Source organism: Burkholderia anthina (assembly GCF_001547525.1).
GTDB classification, from domain to species: Bacteria; Pseudomonadota; Gammaproteobacteria; order Burkholderiales; family Burkholderiaceae; genus Burkholderia; species Burkholderia semiarida.
Genome location: NZ_LNJP01000003.1, coordinates 506,387 through 526,374, shown reverse-complemented (window position 1 = coordinate 526,374; position 19,988 = coordinate 506,387). Strand labels below are relative to the sequence as shown.

At 66.3% G+C, this 19,988-nt stretch carries 14 protein-coding genes and 1 tRNA gene; 7 read left to right on the top strand and 8 right to left on the bottom strand.

Features of this window, described 5'->3' with window-relative positions:
• The first annotated feature begins 4 nt into the window (after positions 1–4).
• The 6 genes from rpsU (at position 5) to WS64_RS22655 (ending at position 7,326) form a co-directional block, all read left to right on the top strand.
• Positions 5–217 (top strand): 30S ribosomal protein S21, encoded by a 213-nt coding sequence (rpsU, locus tag WS64_RS22680; RefSeq protein WP_006479415.1) that lies wholly within the window; start codon positions 5–7, stop codon positions 215–217.
• A gap of 194 nt (positions 218–411) precedes the next feature.
• Positions 412–858, top strand: coding sequence for a GatB/YqeY domain-containing protein (locus WS64_RS22675; protein ID WP_006479409.1), 447 nt, complete (start codon positions 412–414; stop codon positions 856–858).
• A gap of 70 nt (positions 859–928) precedes the next feature.
• Entirely contained in the window at positions 929–2,806 is a 1,878-nt protein-coding gene (dnaG, locus tag WS64_RS22670; RefSeq protein ID WP_060968555.1) for a DNA primase, read from the top strand.
• A gap of 88 nt (positions 2,807–2,894) precedes the next feature.
• Entirely contained in the window at positions 2,895–5,312 is a 2,418-nt protein-coding gene (gene rpoD, locus WS64_RS22665; protein WP_081103896.1) for an RNA polymerase sigma factor RpoD, read from the top strand.
• Between the two features lie 138 nt (positions 5,313–5,450).
• Positions 5,451–5,529, top strand: a tRNA-Ile gene (locus WS64_RS22660).
• A 246-nt stretch (positions 5,530–5,775) separates the two neighbouring features.
• Positions 5,776–7,326 carry a phospholipase D family protein gene (locus tag WS64_RS22655; protein WP_060311263.1) on the top strand — a complete coding sequence of 517 codons (1,551 nt, stop codon included), beginning with the start codon at positions 5,776–5,778 and terminating at the stop codon, positions 7,324–7,326.
• A gap of 314 nt (positions 7,327–7,640) precedes the next feature.
• Here WS64_RS22655 and WS64_RS22650 read toward each other — a convergent pair whose 3' ends face one another.
• The 6 genes from WS64_RS22650 to WS64_RS22625 all read right to left on the bottom strand — a co-directional run bounded on the left by WS64_RS22650 (position 7,641) and on the right by WS64_RS22625 (position 17,289).
• A complete protein-coding gene (locus tag WS64_RS22650) occupies positions 7,641–9,473 on the bottom strand; it encodes a S53 family peptidase (protein ID WP_060967764.1) in 1,833 nt (610 codons plus the stop codon).
• A gap of 643 nt (positions 9,474–10,116) precedes the next feature.
• On the bottom strand, positions 10,117–10,740 hold the full coding sequence (locus WS64_RS22645; protein ID WP_060967763.1) for a hypothetical protein: 624 nt from the start codon (positions 10,738–10,740) through the stop codon (positions 10,117–10,119).
• Entirely contained in the window at positions 10,737–11,429 is a 693-nt protein-coding gene (locus tag WS64_RS22640) for a response regulator (protein ID WP_059639137.1), read from the bottom strand. Before WS64_RS22640 ends, WS64_RS22645 begins: the two co-directional genes overlap by 4 nt.
• 100 nt (positions 11,430–11,529) lie before the next feature.
• A complete protein-coding gene (locus tag WS64_RS22635) occupies positions 11,530–12,960 on the bottom strand; it encodes an efflux transporter outer membrane subunit (protein WP_059639138.1) in 1,431 nt (476 codons plus the stop codon).
• A 4-nt stretch (positions 12,961–12,964) separates the two neighbouring features.
• Positions 12,965–16,108: a multidrug efflux RND transporter permease subunit gene (locus WS64_RS22630; protein WP_060967762.1), complete on the bottom strand. Its 3,144-nt coding sequence runs from the start codon at positions 16,106–16,108 to the stop codon at positions 12,965–12,967.
• A gap of 20 nt (positions 16,109–16,128) precedes the next feature.
• Positions 16,129–17,289 carry an efflux RND transporter periplasmic adaptor subunit gene (locus WS64_RS22625; protein ID WP_060967761.1) on the bottom strand — a complete coding sequence of 387 codons (1,161 nt, stop codon included), beginning with the start codon at positions 17,287–17,289 and terminating at the stop codon, positions 16,129–16,131.
• A 98-nt stretch (positions 17,290–17,387) separates the two neighbouring features.
• Between WS64_RS22625 and WS64_RS35100 the strand changes: the two genes are divergently transcribed.
• The gene (locus tag WS64_RS35100; RefSeq protein WP_060967760.1) at positions 17,388–17,624 is read left to right on the top strand and encodes a hypothetical protein; all 237 of its coding nucleotides are present in this window, start codon (positions 17,388–17,390) and stop codon (positions 17,622–17,624) included.
• Between the two features lie 12 nt (positions 17,625–17,636).
• Here WS64_RS35100 and WS64_RS22615 read toward each other — a convergent pair whose 3' ends face one another.
• Both WS64_RS22615 and WS64_RS22610 read right to left on the bottom strand, forming a co-directional pair.
• Positions 17,637–18,248 carry an ankyrin repeat domain-containing protein gene (locus WS64_RS22615; RefSeq protein WP_060967759.1) on the bottom strand — a complete coding sequence of 204 codons (612 nt, stop codon included), beginning with the start codon at positions 18,246–18,248 and terminating at the stop codon, positions 17,637–17,639.
• Between the two features lie 77 nt (positions 18,249–18,325).
• Positions 18,326–19,861 (bottom strand): catalase, encoded by a 1,536-nt coding sequence (locus tag WS64_RS22610; RefSeq protein ID WP_060967758.1) that lies wholly within the window; start codon positions 19,859–19,861, stop codon positions 18,326–18,328.
• Positions 19,862–19,988: the final 127 nt, after the last annotated feature.

The following is a 19,988-nucleotide window of genomic DNA, read 5'->3' as shown; positions in this document are numbered from 1 at the left end:
GATCATGACGATCATTCGCGTTAAAGAGAACGAGCCGTTCGAAGTTGCAATGCGTCGCTTCAAGCGCACGATCGAAAAGAACGGTCTGCTGACCGAGCTTCGTGCGCGCGAGTTTTACGAGAAGCCGACCGCGGAACGCAAACGCAAGAAGGCTGCTGCGGTGAAGCGTCATTACAAGCGTATCCGCAGCCAGACGTTGCCGAAGAAGCTGTACTGAACGATTGGGCGCCGCGCGGTTCACTGAGCGGCGCACCGGCGATTCCGTGCGATCGGGTGCGATCGTGCAGCCGATCAGGCGGCGAGTCGCCGATGCCGGATTCGAGCAACCCGCTTGAGACAATGTCCCAAGCGGGTTTTTGTGTTGACGCCCGTTTGCGGGCGTCGGATTCACGTTTCCATCCCGGGTGAAAGATGAGTTTGAAAGAGCAGATCAGCGAAGACATGAAGGCCGCGATGCGCGCGAAGGAAAGCGAGCGCCTGGCAACGATTCGCCTGCTGATGGCCGCGATCAAGCAGCGCGAGGTCGATGATCGGGTCACGCTCGACGACGCCGGCATCACGGCCGTGATCGACAAGATGATCAAGCAGCGCAAGGATTCGATCAGCCAGTTCCAGGCGGCCGGCCGCGACGATCTCGTCGCGAAGGAACAGGCCGAGCTGACCGTGCTGGGCGGCTACATGCCCGCGCAACTGTCGGACGCCGAAGTGGCGGCCGAAGTCCAGGCGGCGGTCGCGCAAACGGGCGCGGCGGGCCCGCAGGACATGGGCAAGGTGATGGGCGTGCTGAAGGGCAAGCTCGCCGGCCGCGCCGACATGACGGCCGTTTCCGCGCAGGTCAAGGCCGCGCTCACGAAGTAAAACCCGTTCCCGGCGCGCCCAGCGATGCGTGCGCCGGGCGTCGTATCGTCCTTTTTCGCTCGATCCCACGGTGATTCCGCATTCGTTCCTGCAGGATTTGCTGAACCGCGTCGATATCGTCGACGTGGTGGGCCGGTACGTGCAGCTCAAGAAGGGCGGCGCCAACTTCATGGGGCTGTGCCCGTTCCATAACGAGAAGAGCCCGTCGTTTACCGTCAGCCCGACCAAGCAGTTCTATCACTGCTTCGGTTGCGGCGCGCACGGCACGGCGATCGGCTTCCTGATGGAGCACGCGGGGCTCACGTTCCCGGAAGCCGTGCAGGAACTCGCGCAATCCGTCGGGCTGACCGTGCCGCACGAGCCGTCGATGCGCGGCGGCGGTGGGGGCGGAGGCGGTGGCGGCGACTATCCGGCGCCCGTGTCGAAATCGGTGGCGACCGCGCTGTCCGACGCGATGACGGCGGCGTGCGACTACTACCGCAAGCAGTTGCGCGGCGCGACGGCCGCGATCCAGTATCTGAAGAACCGGGGCCTGACCGGCGAGATCGCCGCGCGCTTCGGTCTCGGCTATGCGCCGGACGGCTGGCAGAACCTCGAGGCCGCGTTCCCGGATTATCGCGACGAGTCGCTCGTCGAAGCGGGGCTCGTGATCGTCAGCGAGAAAACCGACGCGCAGGGCGTCGCGCGCCGCTACGACCGGTTCCGCGAGCGGATCATGTTCCCGATCCGCAACGTGAAGGGGCAGGTGATCGGTTTCGGCGGCCGCGTGCTCGGCAGCGGCGAACCGAAGTACCTGAACTCGCCGGAAACGCCGCTGTTCAACAAGGGCAGCGAGCTGTACGGGCTGTTCGAGGCGCGGCTCGCGATTCGCGAGCGCAAGTACGTGCTGGTCGTCGAGGGCTACATGGACGTCGTCGCGCTCGCGCAGCTCGGCTTTCCGAACGCGGTCGCGACGCTCGGCACCGCGTGCACGCCGGTTCACGTGCAGAAGCTGCTGCGCCAGACCGACACGGTCATTTTCAGTTTCGACGGCGATTCGGCCGGGCGGCGCGCGGCCCGGCGCGCGCTCGAGGCCTGCCTGCCGCATGCGGGCGACAACCGGACGATCCGGTTCCTTTTTCTCCCGCCCGAGCACGATCCGGACAGCTATGTGCGCGAGTTCGGCGCGGACGCGTTCTCCGAGCAGGTCGAACGCGCGATGCCGCTGTCGCAATTTCTGTTGAACGAAGCAATTGCCGGCAAGGCGCTCGATCAGCCGGAAGGCCGCGCGAAGGCGCTGTTCGATGCGAAGCCGCTGTTGCAGGCGCTGCCCGCGAATGCATTGCGCGCGCAGATCATGCACATGTTCGCCGACCGCCTCGATATCCCGTTCGAAGAAGTCGCGGGGCTGTCGGAAGTCGATACGCGCATCGCGGCGGCGCCGCGCCAGGCGCCCGCGCGCAGCGAGCGGCGACGCGTGACGGACAGCGAAAAGCGCGCGTTGCGCACGCTGGTGATGCATCCGCGCATCGCATCGCAGCTCGACGACGAACAGATCGCGACCCTGCGCGCGCTGCCGCGCATCGGCGAATTGTTCGCGGAAGTCGTCGATCATGCGCGTGCGCTGGGCGACGGCGCGGAGTTCCGGCTGCTGTCGGATGTCCTGAGGGCGTCCTCGAACGGGGCGACTTACGAGGAAATCTTCCGCGAAATTCTGGACTATGATGAAAACGTCCGCGATCTGCTGTTACAGAATCCGGAAGACGAGACGGTGCTCGAGCGGCAGCGCGAGCAGGAGCGGATCGCGGGGGAGGAGCTGCAGGCAGCGGTGCTCAAGATGCGTTATGACGCCTGCTGCGACCGGCTGGACAGGCTGGCGCGGCAATCCACCTTCACCCCCGAGGAGCTGGCCGAATTGACGGAATTGAACCAGCAGCGAACCGACATGAAGCGTCGGCTCGGGCTGTAGGCGGCCGGGGCGCTTAGAGAGGGCTCCCCAGCGTGCTATAATATAAGGTTTCCAGCGGTTTGTTTTCCAAGCAGAGGCGAGAATCGCGATGGCAAAGACGACAGGCGGAAAGAAAGCAACAGGCAAGGGCTCGACGGAGCCGACCAAGAAGGTCACAGCGGCCAAGTCTGCTTCTTCCGCCAGGACAACGTCTTCAGCCACGTCAGCCCCTGCAGGAAAGAAAACCGCGGCCGGCACCGCTCAGGCTGCGCCGGCACCGGCAGCCAGAACACGGGCTGCCGCCAGACCCGACTCCGGGCCGGCCAAGCCGGCGGCGAAGCGGGCAAGTGCGAAAAGCGCAAGGGACACGACTGCCGCCGCGGACGAAACGGCAGTACGTACTACTCATGCACCCACGGTTCAACCGGCTGTCGTCCAGCAGCCGCGAGTCGATATAGCCGGTACGGCGAACTCCATGACCAAAAAGCTGAACGAAGTATCCGTCGAAGACGACGCAAATCAGAGCGACGAGCAGCCCGCAGCCGCGGCTGCACCGGGCAAGTCCAAGGTGCGTGATCGTCGCGCCAAGGAAAAGGCGCTGCTGAAGGAAGCGTTCGCGACGAGCACGCCGGGCACGGCCGAGGAGCTCGAAGAGCGCCGCGTGAAACTGCGCGCGCTGATCAAGCTCGGCAAGGAGCGCGGCTTCCTCACGTACGCCGAAATCAACGACCACCTGCCGGACAACTTCACCGAGACCGAAGCCCTCGAGGGCATCATCGGCACGTTCAACGACATGGGCGTGGCGGTTTACGAGCAGGCGCCGGACGCGGAAACGCTGCTCCTGAACGACAACGCGCCGGCCGCGTCGTCGGACGATGAAGTCGAGGAGGAAGCGGAAGTCGCGCTGTCCACCGTCGATTCGGAATTCGGCCGCACGACCGATCCGGTCCGGATGTACATGCGCGAGATGGGCACGGTCGAGCTGCTCACGCGCGAAGGCGAAATCGAGATCGCGAAGCGGATCGAGGACGGCCTGCGCCACATGGTGATGGCGATCTCCGCATGCCCGACGACGATCGCCGACATCCTCGCGATGGCCGAACGCGTCGCGAACGAAGAGATCCGCGTCGACGAGCTCGTCGACGGCCTGCTCGATCCGAACGCCGCGGATGCCGCCGATACGGACGGCTTCTCCGCGAAGGAAGCGGAAGCCATCGAGAACGAGGACGAGGAAGCCGAAGAGGAAGAGGAAGAAGAGGAAGAGGAGGAAGACGACGGTGCCGCGCAGGCATCGGCGAACGCCGCCCAACTCGAAGCCCTCAAGCGTGCGTCGCTCGAGAAGTTCTCGCAGATCAGCGAGTGGTTCGACAAGATGCGCCGCGCGTTCGAAAAGGAAGGCTACAAGTCGAAGGCCTACCTGAAGGCGCAGGAAACGATCCAGAGCGAGCTGATGACGATCCGCTTCACCGCGCGTACCGTCGAACGCCTGTGCGACACGCTGCGTGCGCAGGTGGACGAAGTGCGTCAGGTCGAGCGCCAGATCCTGCACATCGTCGTCGACAAGTGCGGCATGCCGCGCTCGGAATTCATCGCACGCTTCCCGGGCAACGAGACGGATCTCGACTGGGCCGAGAAGATCGCCGCGGAAGGCCATCCGTACAGCGCGGTGCTGTCGCGTAACGTCCCGGCGATCCGCGAACAGCAGCAGCGTCTGCTCGACCTGCAGGCGCGCGTCGTGCTGCCGCTGAAGGACCTGAAGGAAACCAACCGTCAGATGGCGGCCGGCGAACTGAAGGCGCGCCAGGCGAAGCGCGAAATGACCGAGGCCAACCTGCGTCTCGTGATCTCGATCGCGAAGAAGTACACGAACCGCGGCCTGCAGTTCCTCGACCTGATCCAGGAAGGCAACATCGGCCTGATGAAGGCGGTGGACAAGTTCGAATACCGTCGCGGCTACAAGTTCTCGACCTATGCGACGTGGTGGATCCGTCAGGCCATCACGCGCTCGATCGCGGACCAGGCGCGCACGATCCGGATTCCGGTTCACATGATCGAAACGATCAACAAGATGAACCGCATCTCGCGGCAGATCCTGCAGGAAACCGGTCTCGAGCCGGATCCGGCAACGCTCGCCGAGAAGATGGAGATGCCGGAAGACAAGATCCGCAAGATCATGAAGATCGCGAAGGAGCCGATCTCGATGGAAACGCCGATCGGTGACGACGACGATTCCCATCTCGGCGACTTCATCGAGGACACCAACACGGTCGCGCCGGCGGATGCCGCGCTGCATGCCAGCATGCGCGACGTCGTGAAGGACGTGCTCGATTCGCTGACGCCGCGCGAGGCGAAGGTGCTGCGGATGCGTTTCGGTATCGAGATGAGCACCGATCACACGCTCGAGGAAGTCGGCAAGCAGTTCGACGTCACGCGCGAGCGGATCCGTCAGATCGAGGCCAAGGCGCTGCGCAAGCTGCGTCACCCGAGCCGTTCCGACAAGCTGAAGTCGTTCCTCGAAGGGAACTGATTTCCGGCGTTTCTCTTACGAACGCCGCCGGTATCCGCATGATGCCGGTGGCGTTCGTTCCCTTTGTCGTCTTTGTTGTTACAATGCCGGCCCGGCTTCGTTGCCGGGGTGGCGTGTAGCACGCCATGCTTCTCGTCTGGGCCCCTAGCTCATGCTTGGTTAGAGCAGCGAACTCATAATTCGTTGGTGCCGGGTTCGACTCCCGGGGGGCCCACCAGATTTCATGCCGCGCCGCGCTGTGTCGCGGTGTGCCGAAAACCCGCGATCGCGTCATGCGTCGCGGGTTTTTCTTTGGGCGCACGCGCGGCAACAACGAAGGCCTGCCGCGCCGACGGCAATCGAAGTATGCTGTGGCGCGGCTAGCCTCGGCGCGATACTCGCGTACGTCGGGACCGCCGATCGATGCCGCCTCCATCCGGCGGCCAGAACAAACGGATTTCACCCGGGAGCGGGGACGGCGATCATGATCAGGCTGCGTTGGTGGGGTGCGATTCTGTCGTTGCTGATGCTTGCCGCGTGCGCAAGCCTGCCGCCGCAGGCCGATCGCGCGCCGACGCATGCGTACACCGATACCGACGATACGCGGCTGGGCGCCGCGTTTCAGCAGCAGGCCCGCACGCACCCGGGGCAGGACGCCTTTCATTTGCTGACCGATCCGGTCGATGCGCTGGACGCACGCGTGCTGCTTGCCGACCGCGCCGACCGCTCGCTGGACCTTCAATACTACATCTGGCACGACGACCTGACCGGCCACGAACTGGCCGACGCGGTCATTCGTGCGGCCGACCGCGGCGTGCGCGTGCGCGCGCTGCTCGACGATCTCGGCACCAACGCGGACGACCGCAAGCTGCTCGAGATCAGCGCGCATCCGAACATCGAGATCCGGCTGTTCAATCCGGTGGCTACGCGCCGGTTCAAGAAGATCGGCACCGTGTTCGAGTTCTCGCGCGTCAACCGGCGCATGCACAACAAGGCGATGATCGCGGACAACCAGGCGGCGATCGTCGGCGGCCGCAATATCGGCGATGAATACTTCGGCGCATCGTCGATGCTGGAGTTCGGCGATCTCGACGTCGTCGTTCACGGCCCGGTCGTGAAGGACATCTCGACCGAATTCGATACGTTCTGGAATTCGCCGTATGCGTATCCGATCGATACGCTCGTCGGACACGATGCGGCGCCGGGCGGCCTCGACCGCGAGCGCGAACGGTTGCGCGACTACCTGCGGGCCATGGAGGACAATCCGTACGTGCTCGAGGCACGGCAGCGGCTCGACCGGATCGTTCACGGAGAGGGCACGGCGCTGTCGTGGGGGCATGCGACGGTGCTGTACGACGATCCGTCGAAGATCGCGCACCCGCCGAAGGACAGCGACGGGCACCTGATGCCGCAACTGCGTGCGCTCGCGTTGCAGCCGAGGCACGATCTGCTGATCGTGTCGCCGTATTTCGTGCCGGGCAAGGAGGGGGTCGAGCGGCTGCGCGCGCTCACGGCACGCGGCGTGCGCGTGACGGTGCTGACCAATTCGCTCGCGTCGACCGACGTGGCGGCCGTGCATGCCGGCTACCGGCGCTATCGAAGCGATCTGGTGAACGCTGGCGTGCGGCTCTACGAGCGCCGGCCATCGGGCGACAAGAGCATTTCGAAGCAGGTCATCATCGGCTCGTCGCGCGCGTCGCTGCATGCGAAGACCTACGTGTTCGATCACACGAGCATCTTCATCGGGTCGATGAATCTCGATCCGCGTTCGCTAAACCTCAATACGGAGATCGGCGTTTACTGCGAGAGCCCCGCGATTGCGTCGCAGGTGGCCAACGATCTGGAAGCGCGGCTCGACCAGATCGCGTGGCGTGTCGAGGCGAGCACCGACGCGGCCGGCAACGGGCGGCTCAAGTGGATTCAGACCGATGCGGACGGGAAGGTCACCGAGATCGATCGCGAGCCGGAGGTATCTGCCGGGCGGCGGATGGAAGTCTGGTTCCTCGGGCTGTTTCCGATCGAATCGCAACTGTGAGCGACGCTCAGCGTCGCGCGCGGCGGTGCGGCTCGATGACGTCCGCGAACTGTATCGCCGCTGTCTCGATCGTCGCGTCGTTCAGCCCCGAATAGCGGAGCACGAAGCCGTTGTAGCGGCGTACGTCGCCGCGAGATCCGCACAGACATGCATGCCGCCCGGGCTCTCCCGCACGCTCGGCGACGTACCGATGGGCAGAGGCGAGATGACGCGGCATGCAGACAACCCGCGAAGGCTGCGCAGCCTTCGCGGGTCGTCAGACGCGGTTGCGTACGGTACGTCGCGCTTGCGCAACCGCAACGGTCAGCAGCGCGTCAACGCGCGAAATCCGACGTGCTCTGGATGAACGCGTTCAGCTTCGAGATGTTCACGCTGCCGAAGCCCGTCGTCGCATCCCAGCCGGCCTTTGCCTTGTAGCCGTAAGTGCCGCTGCCGTTGTTCCCGGACGTGACGTCGTGCAACAGCGCGGCGTTGGTCGGGAAGTACTTGTAGATGCTCGACGCGGGGAACCCGAGCGCATTGTTGTTGGCCGATTGCAGCCGCGCCCAGATGCCCGTGAAGATCGGCGCGGCGAGGCTCGTGCCGCCTTCGTTGTTCAGGTAGCCCGAACCCCACAGCGTGTCGGACGTCTGCCCGTTCACGACCAGAATCGCACCCGTGCGCAGGTCGGCGTCGAAGCCGACGTCGGGCAGCGCACGCTTGGTCGAGCCGGTGAGCGTCGACGACTGCCACGCCGGCGCGGCCTCGTACTTGCTGTACCCGCCGCCGGTCGACCACACGGTGCCCGACTGCCAGCTCGGATCGTTCCAGACGATTTCGCTGTTGTACGCATTGGTCGACGTATTCGTGAACAGCGTCGTGCCGCCGACCGCGATCACGTACGGCGACGTGGCCGGCTCGCTCACCGTGTAGGTCGAGCGCGACGGCTTGCCGCTCGCGCATTCGTACGCGCCGTGGTCGCCGGCGGAAACCGAGAAGGTTTGCCCTTGCGCGACCGCCTGCTTGAAGATGGTGTCGTCGGTCGCCTGCGAGCCCGTGCTGTACGCGGACGATTCGCACACGCCGAGCGACACGTTGATCACCTTCGCGACGTTGTCGGTCACGGCCTTGTTGTACGCGGCCGTGATCGCGGTGAGCGTCATCGACGGCGCGGTGTAGAACACGACCTGCTTCACGCTGCCGCCGGCCGTGCCGACGATCGACTGGCTGTCGAGGTTCCACTCGACGGTGCCGTCGGTGTCGGTGTAGGAACTGCCGGCCGGGCCCGTCTTCACGATGCTGGTGCTGATCGTGCCGAGGCCGTTGTTCGCGGCGAACGTATTGAGGTCGCTCACCGTCTGCGACAGGTCGCCTTCGGAGATGATGCCGACGGTGGTCTGCGAGGCCGTCGGCGTGCCGTCGCCGCCATAGATCGACGAGAATTCGGTCGGGTTGTGCGGGACCGCCGACGCGCCGGCCGGGATCGTCAGGTTGCTGGTGTTGCCTTGCGGCTTGCCGCCCGCACCCGTATGCATCAGCTCGACGTTCTGCAGGCCGAGTACCGCGCCGACGATGTTGCCGATCGCGTTCGGCACTTGCGCGGCGTCGGTGTTCGCATAGACGCTGCGGCCGTTGCGGGTGAAGCGCTTGAGCGTCGTGCGGAACGCGGACTGGACGGTTCCCGCGGTGCCGGATGCGGAGACGAGCAGCCGGTTGGGTGCGACCACGATGTTCACGAAGCCTGCCTTGCGCAGGTGGGCGACGACGGAGGCGACCTGCTGATCGGTCGGCGCATATTGCGCGGCGAATTGCGCAGGCGTGAGGAACTGCCGGTAGCGCGGCGAGCCGGGCGTATGCAGGTCGCGCAGGTACTGGTCGAGCTGTGCTTCGTTGCGCAGGTTCAGCCCGAGCACGATGTCCACCGATTCGCCGGGCGCCATGTCGATGGCAGAGGCGGCAGCGGCCGCCGTGCTCGCGGCGGGCGCGCCGGCCGTACCGGCTTCGTTCTGCTGCACGAGCGGCAGGAATCCCTTGGTGCGTGTTTCCGTCCAGCCGGCCGCGGGCGCGGCATGGGCGGTCGCCATGCCGAACGAAGCGGCTGCTGCGGCGGCGAACGCGAGTTTGACGATGCGAATGTGCTTGTGTTTCTTGTTTGCAACCTGATTCATTTGAATTACCCCTCCGGTTGAACATCGAACGGCACGAACAACGACGGTCGACAGCGGTGCGGGTCATGCACCGCCGCTTTCTGTCGCATGCGGGCGGATGGCACGGACGCGACAGGGCCTTTCACCCGATCCGGAAAGCGGTTTTTCTCCGGGGGCGAAATACGGAAAACGCGATGACGGGAAGGCTGCGCCGCGGGGCGGGGCAGTCGCGCCGGATTCGGCGCGGGTGGATTGCTAGAGCAACAGCTTCGTTGTCCTGCTCATTTGATTCGATCCTTCGGCCCGCTGCCGGATGGCAGCCGTCCAGTGAAATGCATCGGGATGCCGCGCGCGCCGGCGTGCGAACGAATCGTTCGGCGGCGCGTACTTCGGTGCAGCGGAAGCAAAAAAACGTGGAGCGGAATCGATTGCGTGGCGGGCAAACCGTCGGATTGCTTGCATCGGACGGTATCAAGAACGAAAGCGCGGTGTCAAACTTTTTTTGATTATATGAAATAAAATTAAACCGAATTAACCGCAATGGTTTTGAAAAGATCGGCGGCATTTTGTAATGTTCGAAACCCGCAACGCACGTAATGCCGAATGCGATTCGCCGATCATTTCCGATGCGTGTTGAAACGGCCCAGGGTTAGACGGCCAATCGTCATCGAGGAAATGCTCGAATCGTCGCGGCCTGTCGTTCGGCCGCCTGAAGGTCGTCGACGAACCGGAACAGCGCGTCGACATGCTGAAGCAGCGCGTCGCGCGAGGGCGCATTCGTATCGGCTGCAAGCGCCTTGATCGTGTCGAGCCGGGTTGCGAGTTCGGCGAGCTGGGTGCGCGTGACGTGACTGCTGGTGGCGACGGTGGCCGTCGCATCGGATGGATTTGCCGGTTTCATTGAATGGGTGATCGCGTTGAAGTGCTCGATGAAGCGGGACAGGCCGGCCGGACAGCCGTCGACGGAAACCGCGCGCGCCGACGGATCGCCGGCCACGATCCGGCCGGCGGTGTCCGCCATCGCGTCGAGCGTCGCGAGCATGCGGCGGATCAGCCTGATCAGGTCGAACGCGGCGGCCAGCAGGCAGACGGACAGCGCGGCCGCGAGCACCACGTAAGTAAATGCATTGCGGAGCATCGCGTCGGCCGCCGCGTCGTGCGGCAACGCGGCCGGCGCATGCAATGCATGGACGAAGAACGCGACGGTGCAGGCGAGCAGCACGACGACGATCGCGGCGACGCCGATCGCCCGCCCGATTTGCCGGCCGGGCCGTGCCGGCAGCGTCACTGCACGCCCCGCAGCCGGTAGCCGACGCCGCGCATCACTTCGGGCATGCCTGGCGCGCCGGCCCGTTCGAGTTTCTTGCGCAGCCGGCAGATGTGGCTGTCGACCGTGCGCTCCAGCGCGCTCACGTCGGCCATGCACGCATCGAGCAGCTCGCCGCGCGTGAACACGCGGCTCGGCGATCTCGCCATGTGCGCGAGCAACCGGAACTCCGTCAGCGTCAGTGGGATCGGCACCTCGGCGCCCGCCGTGCGCACGCGGGCCAGATAGCTGTCGGTATCGATCTCCAGGTCGCCGACGCGCAGCATGCGCGTGGCGGGCGGCGCGGCCGACCGGCGCAGGATCGCGCGCAATCGCGCGACGACCTCGGCCGGGTTGAACGGCTTGACGATGTAGTCGTCCGCGCCGGCGTGCAGCGCCTGCAGCCGGTCGAGGTCGCGATCGAACGCGGTGACGACGACGACGGGCGTATTGTCGCGCCGTCGCAGCTCGGCGAGCACGTCCCAGCCGTTTTTCCGCGGCATCTTCACGTCGAGCAGGATCAGGTCGGGCTTCAGGCGCGGTTGCATGTCGAGCGCCGCTTGCCCGTCGGCGACGCGGTAGGTGCGAAAGCCGTCGTGCTTCAGGTACGCATCGAGGATGTCCGCGATGTCGGGCTCGTCTTCTGCAATGAGTATCAGGGAATTCGTCATGGAGTGTGCCGTGCGATGGCGAACAGTCGGGGCGGCCCGTCGCCGGGCCGGGGCGCGCCGTTCCGCCACGCTGCCGCGCGGGCGGAACGGCGCCGTTCGTTCAGTTCTGCACCACGCGCTTCGACGGTGCGACGTCCTGGTCCGTCAGGCCGCCGCCGAGCGCCTTGTACAGCGCAACGGCATTGCTCAGTTCGCTGCGGCGCAGGTCGAGCAGCGCTTGCCGTGCCGCATAGAGTTGCCGCTGCGAATCGAGCAACTCCAGCCGTCCCTCGACGCCCGCGCGATAGCGCAGGGTCGACAGGTCGGTGCGGCGTTCGGCCGAACCGACCACGCGGGTCTGCGCTTCGATCTGGCGGCCGAAGGTTTCGCGTCCGGCGATGCCGTCGGCCACTTCGCGGAACGCGGCCTGAATCGCGCGTTCGTATTCGGCGACCGCACCGGACTTGCGCACTTCGGCAAGACGCAGCTCGGCACGCAGCCGGCCGCCCTGGAAGATCGGTACCGTGACCTGCGGCGCGAAGCTCCACACGCGCTGGCCGCCGTCGAACAGGCTGCCCATCGCGGGGCTGAGGAAGCCGATCGACGACGTCAGCGACAGGCGCGGGAAGAACGCGGCGCGCGCGGCGCCGATGTCCGCATTCGCGGCGACGAGGTTTTGTTCGGCCTGCTGGATATCCGGGCGACGAAACAGCAGCTCCGACGGCAGGCCGGCCGGCAGTTGCGTCATCACCGGTTGCTGCTGAAGCGGCAGCGGCTCGGGCAGATCCTTCGGCAGCTCGGCGCCGACCAGCAGGCGCAGCGCATTGCGCGCCTGCTCGACGGCGCGCGTGCGCGCTTCGAGATCGGCCGTCGCGCTCGCGACCTGGCCTTCGGCCTGCGCGATGTCGACGCCGCTCGCCTGATGCGCGTCCTTCAGGCGGCGCGCGAGATCGAGCGACTGCCGCCAGTCGGCGAGCGTGCGCTCGGACAACTGGCGTTGCTCGTGCGCGAGGCGTTCCGCGAAGTACGCGTCGGCCACGCCGCCGACGAGCGAGATCTGCACCGCACGGCGGCCGTGATCGGTCGCGACGTAGCGCGCGAACGCGGCATCCGACTGCGACTTCACGCGGCCGAACAGGTCGATCTCGAACGCGCTGATGCCGACGTTCACGCCGTACTGGTTCTGCGTCGTGCCGAACAGCGGCGGATTCGACTGCGTGTCGTCCGACGTACGCTGACGCGTGAAGTTCGCGCCCGCGCCGATCGACGGCAGGCGCGCGGCGCGCTGGATGCCGTACTGCGCTTCCGCGGCCTCGACGTTCAGCGCGGCCACGCGCAGGTCGCGGTTGTTGTCGAGCGCGAGCTCGATCAGGCGCTGCAGGCGGCGATCGCCGAACATCGTGCGCCAGCCCAGATCGGCGGCGTTCGCGTCGAGATCGGCGGCAGCGGCGGCGGTGTAGGCCGTCGGCACCGGCATCGCGGGTTTGACCAGCGTCGGCGCGAGCGAGCAGGCCGACAGCGCGAGGATGAGGGGAAGAACAAGCAATCGCATGGCATCAACCTTCCTGTTCGCGAGTCGGGGTAGCCGGCTGCTTGCGGGACGCCCGCCATGCGCCGATGCGCTCCTGGATGCTCATCACGAACACAAAGAAAACAGGGACGAAGAAAATGGCCAGCACCGTGGCGGTCACCATGCCGCCGAACACGCCGGTGCCGATCGCGTGCTGCGTTTCGGCGCTGGCGCCGGTCGCGATCATCAGCGGCACGACGCCGAGGCCGAACGCGAGCGAGGTCATCAGGATCGGGCGCAGGCGCAGCTTCGACGCCTGCACGGCCGCCTCGATCAAGCCCTTGCCTTCCTCGCGCAACTGCTTCGCGAACTCGACGATCAGGATCGCGTTCTTCGCGGACAGGCCGATCACGGTGATCATCCCGACCTTGAAGAACACGTCGTTCGGCAAGCCCCGCAGCAGCACCGCGCCGATCGCGCCGATCAGGCCGAGCGGCACCACGAGCATCACCGACAGCGGAATCGACCAGCTTTCGTACAGCGCGGCGAGCACCAGGAACACGACGATCATCGACAGCACCATCAGCATCGGCGCCTGCGACGCCGACTGGCGTTCCTGCAGCGACTGGCCGGTCCACTCGACCGCGAAGCCCGGCGGCAGTTGCGCGGCGAGCCGCTCCATCTCGGCCATCGCCGCGCCGCTCGATTGGCCCGGGGCGGCGTTGCCCGAAATCCGCGCGGACGGGTAGCCCTTGAAGCGCACCATCTGCAGCGGCGTGTCGGTCCACACCGGGCGCACCACTTCCGACAGCGGCACCATGCCGCCGGCCGCGTTGCGCACGTACAGCTTCATCACGTTGTCGATCTGCATGCGTGCCGGTGCGTCGGCCTGGATGATCACCTGCTGCATGCGGCCCGCGTTCGGGAAATCGTTCACGTAGGTCGAACCCATCGCGGTCGACAGCGTGTCGCTGAGCGTCGTGAACGACACGCCGAGCGCCTGCGCCTTCGCGCGGTCGATCTCGAGGCGGATGCTCGTGCCGGCCGGCAGGCTGTCCGGGTACACGCCGGTCACGACCTTGCTTTGCGCGGCGAGTTCGAGCAGCTTCGCTTCGGCCGCCTTGAGCGCCGCCGTGCCCTGGTTGGCGCGGTCTTCCAGGCGCATCGAGAAGCCCGAGCTGTTGCCGAGTTCGTCGATCGCGGGCGGCAGCAGGCTCATCACCGTGCCTTCGGTCACGCCGGCCATCGCCTGTTGCGCGAGCATGCCTTCCTCGAGGGTCGATGCGCCGCCGCGGTTTTTCCAGTCCTTCATCACGGACCAGTTGATCGCCGCGTTCGGCCCTTGTCCCGAGAAACCGTAGCCGATCACGGAAATGCTCGACTGGATTGCCGGACGCGAGGCAAGATGTTTTTCCAGCGTGTTGACCACGTCATGCGTGCGCTCGGCGGTAGCGTCCGCGGGCAGCAGGAAGCTGGTGATGAAGTAGCCCTGATCCTCGTCCGGCAGGAACGACGACGGCAGGCTGCGAAAGCCGAACACCAGCGCGCCCGCGATCGCGACGAACACCAGCATCACGCGGCCGGTGCGGCCGACCAGGCGGCCGACGCGCGTCTCGTACCATTTCGTCAGGCGATCGAAGCGACGGTTGAACCAGCCGAAAAAGCCGCGCTTCTCGTGATGGCCCGGTGCGAGCGGCTTGAGCATCGTCGCGCACAGGGCCGGCGTGAGCGTCAGCGCGAGCAACGCGGAGAACAGGATCGACACGGCCATCGACAGCGTGAACTGCTTGTAGATCACGCCGACCGAGCCGCTCGCCATCGCCATCGGCAGGAGCACCGCGGTCAGCACCAGCGTGATGCCGACGATCGCGCCGGTGATTTCCTTCATCGCCTTCGACGTCGCGTCCTTCGGCGACAGCCCTTCCTCGGCCATCAGGCGCTCGACGTTCTCGACGACGACGATCGCATCGTCGACGATGATGCCGATCGCAAGCACCATGCCGAACATCGTCAGCACGTTGATCGAGAAGCCGGTCAGCAGCATCACCGCAAAGGTGCCGAGCATCGCGACGGGCGCGACGATGGCCGGGATCAGCGTATAGCGCACGTTCTGCAGGAACAGGTACATCACGAGGAACACGAGCACCATCGCCTCGAACAGCGTGGCCAGCACTTTCTCGATCGAGATCTTCACGAACGGCGACGTGTCGAGCGGGATCGAGTAGCGCATGCCCGACGGCATCGACTTGCCCAGTTCGGCCATGCGCGTGCGGATCGCGTCAGCCGTCTTCACGGCATTGGCGCCCGGTGCGAGCTGCACGCCGGCGAGCGTGGCCGGCTTGTTGTTCTCGCGGCTCACGAACATGTAGTTCTGCGAGCCGAGTTCGACGCGCGCGACGTCGCCGAGCACGACCTTCGAGCCGTCCGCGTTCGCGCGCAGCACGACCTTCGCGAATTCCTCCGGTGTCGTGAGCTGACCCTGCGCGGTGAGCGGCACGGTCACGCGCTGGCCCGGCAGCGCGGGCAGCGCACCGAGGCTGCCCGGCGCGATCTGCACGTTCTGCTGGCCGATCGCGGTCGTCAGGTCGTTCATCGACAGGCCGAAATTGATCAGCTTCTGCGGATCGACCCAGATGCGCATCGCGCGCTCGGAGCCGAACTGCAGCACACGCCCGACGCCGTCGATGCGCCGCAACTCCTCGGACACGCTGCGCGCCATGTAGTCGGCGAGCGCGCCTTCGTCGAAGCGGCCGTTGTCGGAGCGCAGGCCGATCAGCATCAGGAAGCCGGACGACGCGGATTCGACGATCAGCCCGTTCTGGCGCACGGCGGCGGGCAGGCGCGGCTCGATCGACTTGATCTTGTTCTGCACGTCGACCTGCGCCAGCGCCGGATCGGTGCCGGGCTTGAACGTCACGGTGATCTGCGCCGAGCCGGACGTATCGGCCGACGATTCGAAATACAGCAGGTTCTTGACGCCGGACAGTTCGCGCTCGATGAGGCTCAGTACGCCGTCGTTCATCGTCTGCGGCGTGGCGCCCGGGTAGTTCGCGGTGATCGTGACGGACGGCGGCGCGACCGACGGGTAGCGCGCGACCGGCAGTTGCGGGATCGCGATCACCCCCATCAGGATGATGAAGAGGGCGATCACCCACGCAAACACCGGGCGGCGGATGAAGAATTCAGCCATGGCTGGAGGCTCCTCGTGACTCAGTGCGCGGACGCGGCGGCGGCCGCGTCAGGCGACTTCCAGTCGGTCGCGGCGGCCGGCGCGCCATCGGTCAGGCGTTCCATGCCCTCGACGACGATCTTCTGGCCGGCCTGCAGGCCCGACTTGATGCGGTAGTGGCGGTTCGTGAGCTCGCCGATTTCGACGGCCTTCAGACGCGCGTGCCCTTTCGCGTCGAGCACCCACACCTGCGGCTTGCCGCCGGCGCGCACGACGGCCTGTTGCGGCACCATCACCGCGTTGGCGTAGTGCGCGCGCGGAATGCGGGCACGCACGTACATGCCCGGCAGCAGTTGGCGTTTCGGGTTGTCGACCAGCACGCGCAGCAGCACGTCGCCGGTGCCCGGATCGACGTTGACGCCCGAGAACAGCATGCGGCCCTTTACGTCGTAACGCGTGTCGTCGTCGCGCAGCACGTCGACCGGCAGCCCGTTGCCGTCCGACGCTTGCGGCTGCGACGCGAGCGCGCCGCGCAGCGCTTCGAGCGACGCGGCCGGCTGGCGCACGTCCACATAGACCTGGTCGATCTGCTGGATGCGCGCCATCGGCTGGCTGTCGCCGCTCGACACCAGCGCACCTTCCGTCACGAGCGCCTGGTCGATGCGGCCGGCGATCGGCGCTTCCACGGTCGCGAATTTCAGATCGAGCTGGCGGCGCGCGAGCGTCGCGCGGGCCTGCGCGACGTCGGCCGCGGCCTGGTCGCGTTGCGATACGGCGTCGTCGTACACCTGGCGGCTGATCGCATCGGCTTCGACGAGCGGCTTGAAGCGCGCGGTCTGGACCTTCGCGCGTTCGAGCGCGGCCTGCGCCCGCAGCAGCGAGGCGGCGGCCGTATCCATCTCGGCCTTGAACGGCGCCGGATTGATCTGGAACAGCGGCTGGCCCTGGCGTACTTCGGTGCCCTGCTCGAACAGCCGGCGTTGCACGATGCCGCTCACCTGCGGCCGGATCTCGGCCACCCGCACGGCCGCGACGCGGCCGGGCAGATCTTCGGTCACGTCGACGCGCGTGGCGGCCACGGTCATGGCCGCCACCGGGGTGGCCGGCGCGGCGGCCTGCTGTTCGGACGGCCCGCAACCGGCCAGCATCGCCGCCACCAGCACACATACGGCGCCGTGGCAGCATCGGTTCTGATTGTTCATAACGACTCCAGGAAGCGCAGGCAGCCCACTGCCTGCTTTGACGGGGCGGAGTGTGCTTGGAGTAGTTGGCGGCTTTTATGCGGAAAGATGGAGATTCGATGGAGGCGGCGAAAGGCGCCGAAAAGCAGGGGGGTGAGGCGAAGCGGAATGCTCGGACGAACGGGATGCCGCGCGGTGTCATGCGCGCGATGTTTCGGCTCGATGCGGGCGTCGGCTCGCGCCGGTACTTAAAGGTCGAGCCGGCAGGGCCGCCGGGCGAACCGCCCGACGACGCGGCGCCGGCGTCGCGCGATGGCGAAGCGGGCGGGGGGCAGAGAATGGGGCGCGCCATTTGACGCGCCGTCGCGCTACGGTCTGGCGCCGGCTTCCCGCAGCGCGTCCGCGGCGTACGTGTTGTCGTGCGTCAGCGCGAGCTGAAGCAGCGACTGGCCGCGCCGGTCGACATGGTTCGGATTCGCGCCATGCGCGACGAGCAGCGGAATCAGCTCGAAGCGGTTGAACAGCGTCGCGAACCCCAGCGCGGTTTCGCCGGCGCCGTTGGTCTGGTCGATCGGGCAGCGCGTGTCGATCAGGCGCCGCGCGATGTCGCGCTCGTTCCTGAAGAGCGCGCCCATCAGTGCGGTGTTGCCGTGACGATCGCCGACGCACGCGTCGGCGCCGGCCGACAACAGGTAGTCGAGCGCCGCGGGCTGGCCGTCGTACGACGCGAGGATCACGGCCGTATAGCCGTGGCTGTCGGTCGCGTCGACCGGATAGCCGGCCTCGTGCAACGCGCGCAGGATATCGACGCGGCCGACGCGCGCGGCGTCGAACCAGTCGTCGTCATAGCGACGCAGCGCGGCGGGATCGGCCTTGCCGTACGCCGGCTGGTCGGGCAGGTGCGCGCAGCCGGCGAGTGCGGCGAGCGCGAGCGCCGCCGCGGCCGCGCGGATCGCATGGGGGAAGCGTTCGGATCGCATGGGGAAGTCCTGATGAGGTGGCCGGGCCGACGTGCGCGGCGCAATGTCGCACGTCGGCAGCGACCGGCGTCGCGGGATCAGTTGTCGCTCAGCTTCGCCGCGAGCGACTGCACCTGCTGGACGTTCGCGTGAACGGCCTGGGCGAGGCGCGTACCGTAGTCGGCGTCGGCCTTGTAGAAGTACGACAGCATCGCGTACTGGTTCTGCGCGTTCTTCACCTGGCCGAGGTCGCCGGACAGCGCGGTGACGAGGTCGTCCTTGTCCTGTTGCGACAGGCTGCGGTAGTACTCGCCGGCCTGACGGAACGGCAGCTTCTTGCGGATCGCTTCCTGCTGCGTCGTGCCGCTGAGCGCCATGCGGACCGACTTGTACTGCGGATCCTGCGCGAGCTCGTTCAGCGTCGACGGCTCGTAGTTCACCTCGCCTTTGCGGTCGCCGGCGTTCATCTTGCCGTCCTGGTTGTTGTTGACCACCGGCACGACGGGGCGGTTGATCGGCAGATCCATGTAGTTCGCGCCGAGCCGGTACATCTGCGTGTCGGCGTACGCGAACAGGCGATCCTGCAGCATCCGGTCCTCGGACGGCTCGATGCCGGGCACGAGCCGCGACGGCGCGAACGCGGATTCCTCGGTCGACTGGAAGTAGTTGTCGGGCACGCGGTTGAGCGTCATCGTGCCGATCTTGCGTTCAGGCACGCCCGTCCACACCTTCGTGTCGTCGAGCGCGTCGAAATCGAAGCGGTTCAGGTCCTTCGGCGTGAGCACCTGGACGTACAGGTCCCACTTCGGGAAATCACCCTGTTTCAGCGCGCCGTACAGATCGTTCGTCATCATGTTCCAGTCGCGGCCGATCGACGCGGCGATCTCTTGCGGGCGCAGGCCGTGCACGCCTTGCTGGCTCTTCCAGTGGAACTTCACGTAGTGCACGTCTCCTTGCGCATTGACGAACTTGAACGCATGCACCGCGAAGCCGTCCATGCGGCGATACGAATCGGGCATGCCCTCGTCCGTGTACAGCCGCGTCAGCATGTGGGTCGCTTCGGGCGTGTGCGCGAAGAAGTCGAACGCGAGGTTCGGATCCTGCACGCCGGTCACGGCGCTCGGCTTGTTCGCGTGCACGAAGTCGGGGAACTTGATGCCGTCGCGAATGAAGAACACCGGCCAGTTGATGCCGACCATGTCCCAGTTGCCCTGCTGCGTATAGAACTTCACCGCGAAGCCGCGCGGGTCGCGCGCCTGCTCGGGCGAGCCGCGATAGCCCATCACGGTGGAGAAGCGCACGAACACCGGCGTGCGGGTGCCCGGCGTGAAGACTTTCGCTTTCGTCAGGTCGGAGATGTCGGCGCTCGGCACGAACTCGCCGAATGCGCCGGTGCCGCGTGCATGCACGACGCGTTCCGGAATGCGTTCGCGATCGAAGCGCTGCAGTTTCTCGATGAGCGCGGAGTCCTGCAGCAGCACCGGGCCGGCGGGGCCGGCCGTCTGCGAATTCTGGTTGTCGCCGACGGGTGCGCCGGTGTCGCGCGTGAGTTCAGCGGCGTACGGGGAAGCGGAGAGTGCCACGCAGATTGCGGCGACTGCGTGCCGCAGCACGCGATGGGAAGACGAGGACATGACGATGGAACTCCTTGATCCGATCGGTGGTGGGGAAGCCGACTGAATTAGAAGAGATCGTCAGACGATTGGCTAATTGATATTCGATATGTCATCGATAGCCGTGGGCACGATGCGGCGCGAACCG

Excerpts from the sequence above, each read along its gene's own strand:
- rpsU (WP_006479415.1), top strand. The coding sequence starts at position 5 with ATGACGATCATTCGCGTTAAAGAGAACGAGCCGTTCGAAGTTGCAATG.
- WS64_RS22675 (WP_006479409.1), top strand. The coding sequence starts at position 412 with ATGAGTTTGAAAGAGCAGATCAGCGAAGACATGAAGGCCGCGATGCGC.
- rpoD (WP_081103896.1), top strand. The coding sequence starts at position 2,895 with ATGGCAAAGACGACAGGCGGAAAGAAAGCAACAGGCAAGGGCTCGACG.
- WS64_RS22655 (WP_060311263.1), top strand. The coding sequence starts at position 5,776 with ATGATCAGGCTGCGTTGGTGGGGTGCGATTCTGTCGTTGCTGATGCTT.
- WS64_RS22650 (WP_060967764.1), bottom strand. The coding sequence starts at position 9,473 with ATGAATCAGGTTGCAAACAAGAAACACAAGCACATTCGCATCGTCAAA.
- WS64_RS22640 (WP_059639137.1), bottom strand. The coding sequence starts at position 11,429 with ATGACGAATTCCCTGATACTCATTGCAGAAGACGAGCCCGACATCGCG.
- WS64_RS22635 (WP_059639138.1), bottom strand. The coding sequence starts at position 12,960 with ATGCGATTGCTTGTTCTTCCCCTCATCCTCGCGCTGTCGGCCTGCTCG.
- WS64_RS22630 (WP_060967762.1), bottom strand. The coding sequence starts at position 16,108 with ATGGCTGAATTCTTCATCCGCCGCCCGGTGTTTGCGTGGGTGATCGCC.
- WS64_RS22625 (WP_060967761.1), bottom strand. The coding sequence starts at position 17,289 with ATGAACAATCAGAACCGATGCTGCCACGGCGCCGTATGTGTGCTGGTG.
- WS64_RS35100 (WP_060967760.1), top strand. The coding sequence starts at position 17,388 with ATGGAGGCGGCGAAAGGCGCCGAAAAGCAGGGGGGTGAGGCGAAGCGG.
- WS64_RS22615 (WP_060967759.1), bottom strand. The coding sequence starts at position 18,248 with ATGCGATCCGAACGCTTCCCCCATGCGATCCGCGCGGCCGCGGCGGCG.
- WS64_RS22610 (WP_060967758.1), bottom strand. The coding sequence starts at position 19,861 with ATGTCCTCGTCTTCCCATCGCGTGCTGCGGCACGCAGTCGCCGCAATC.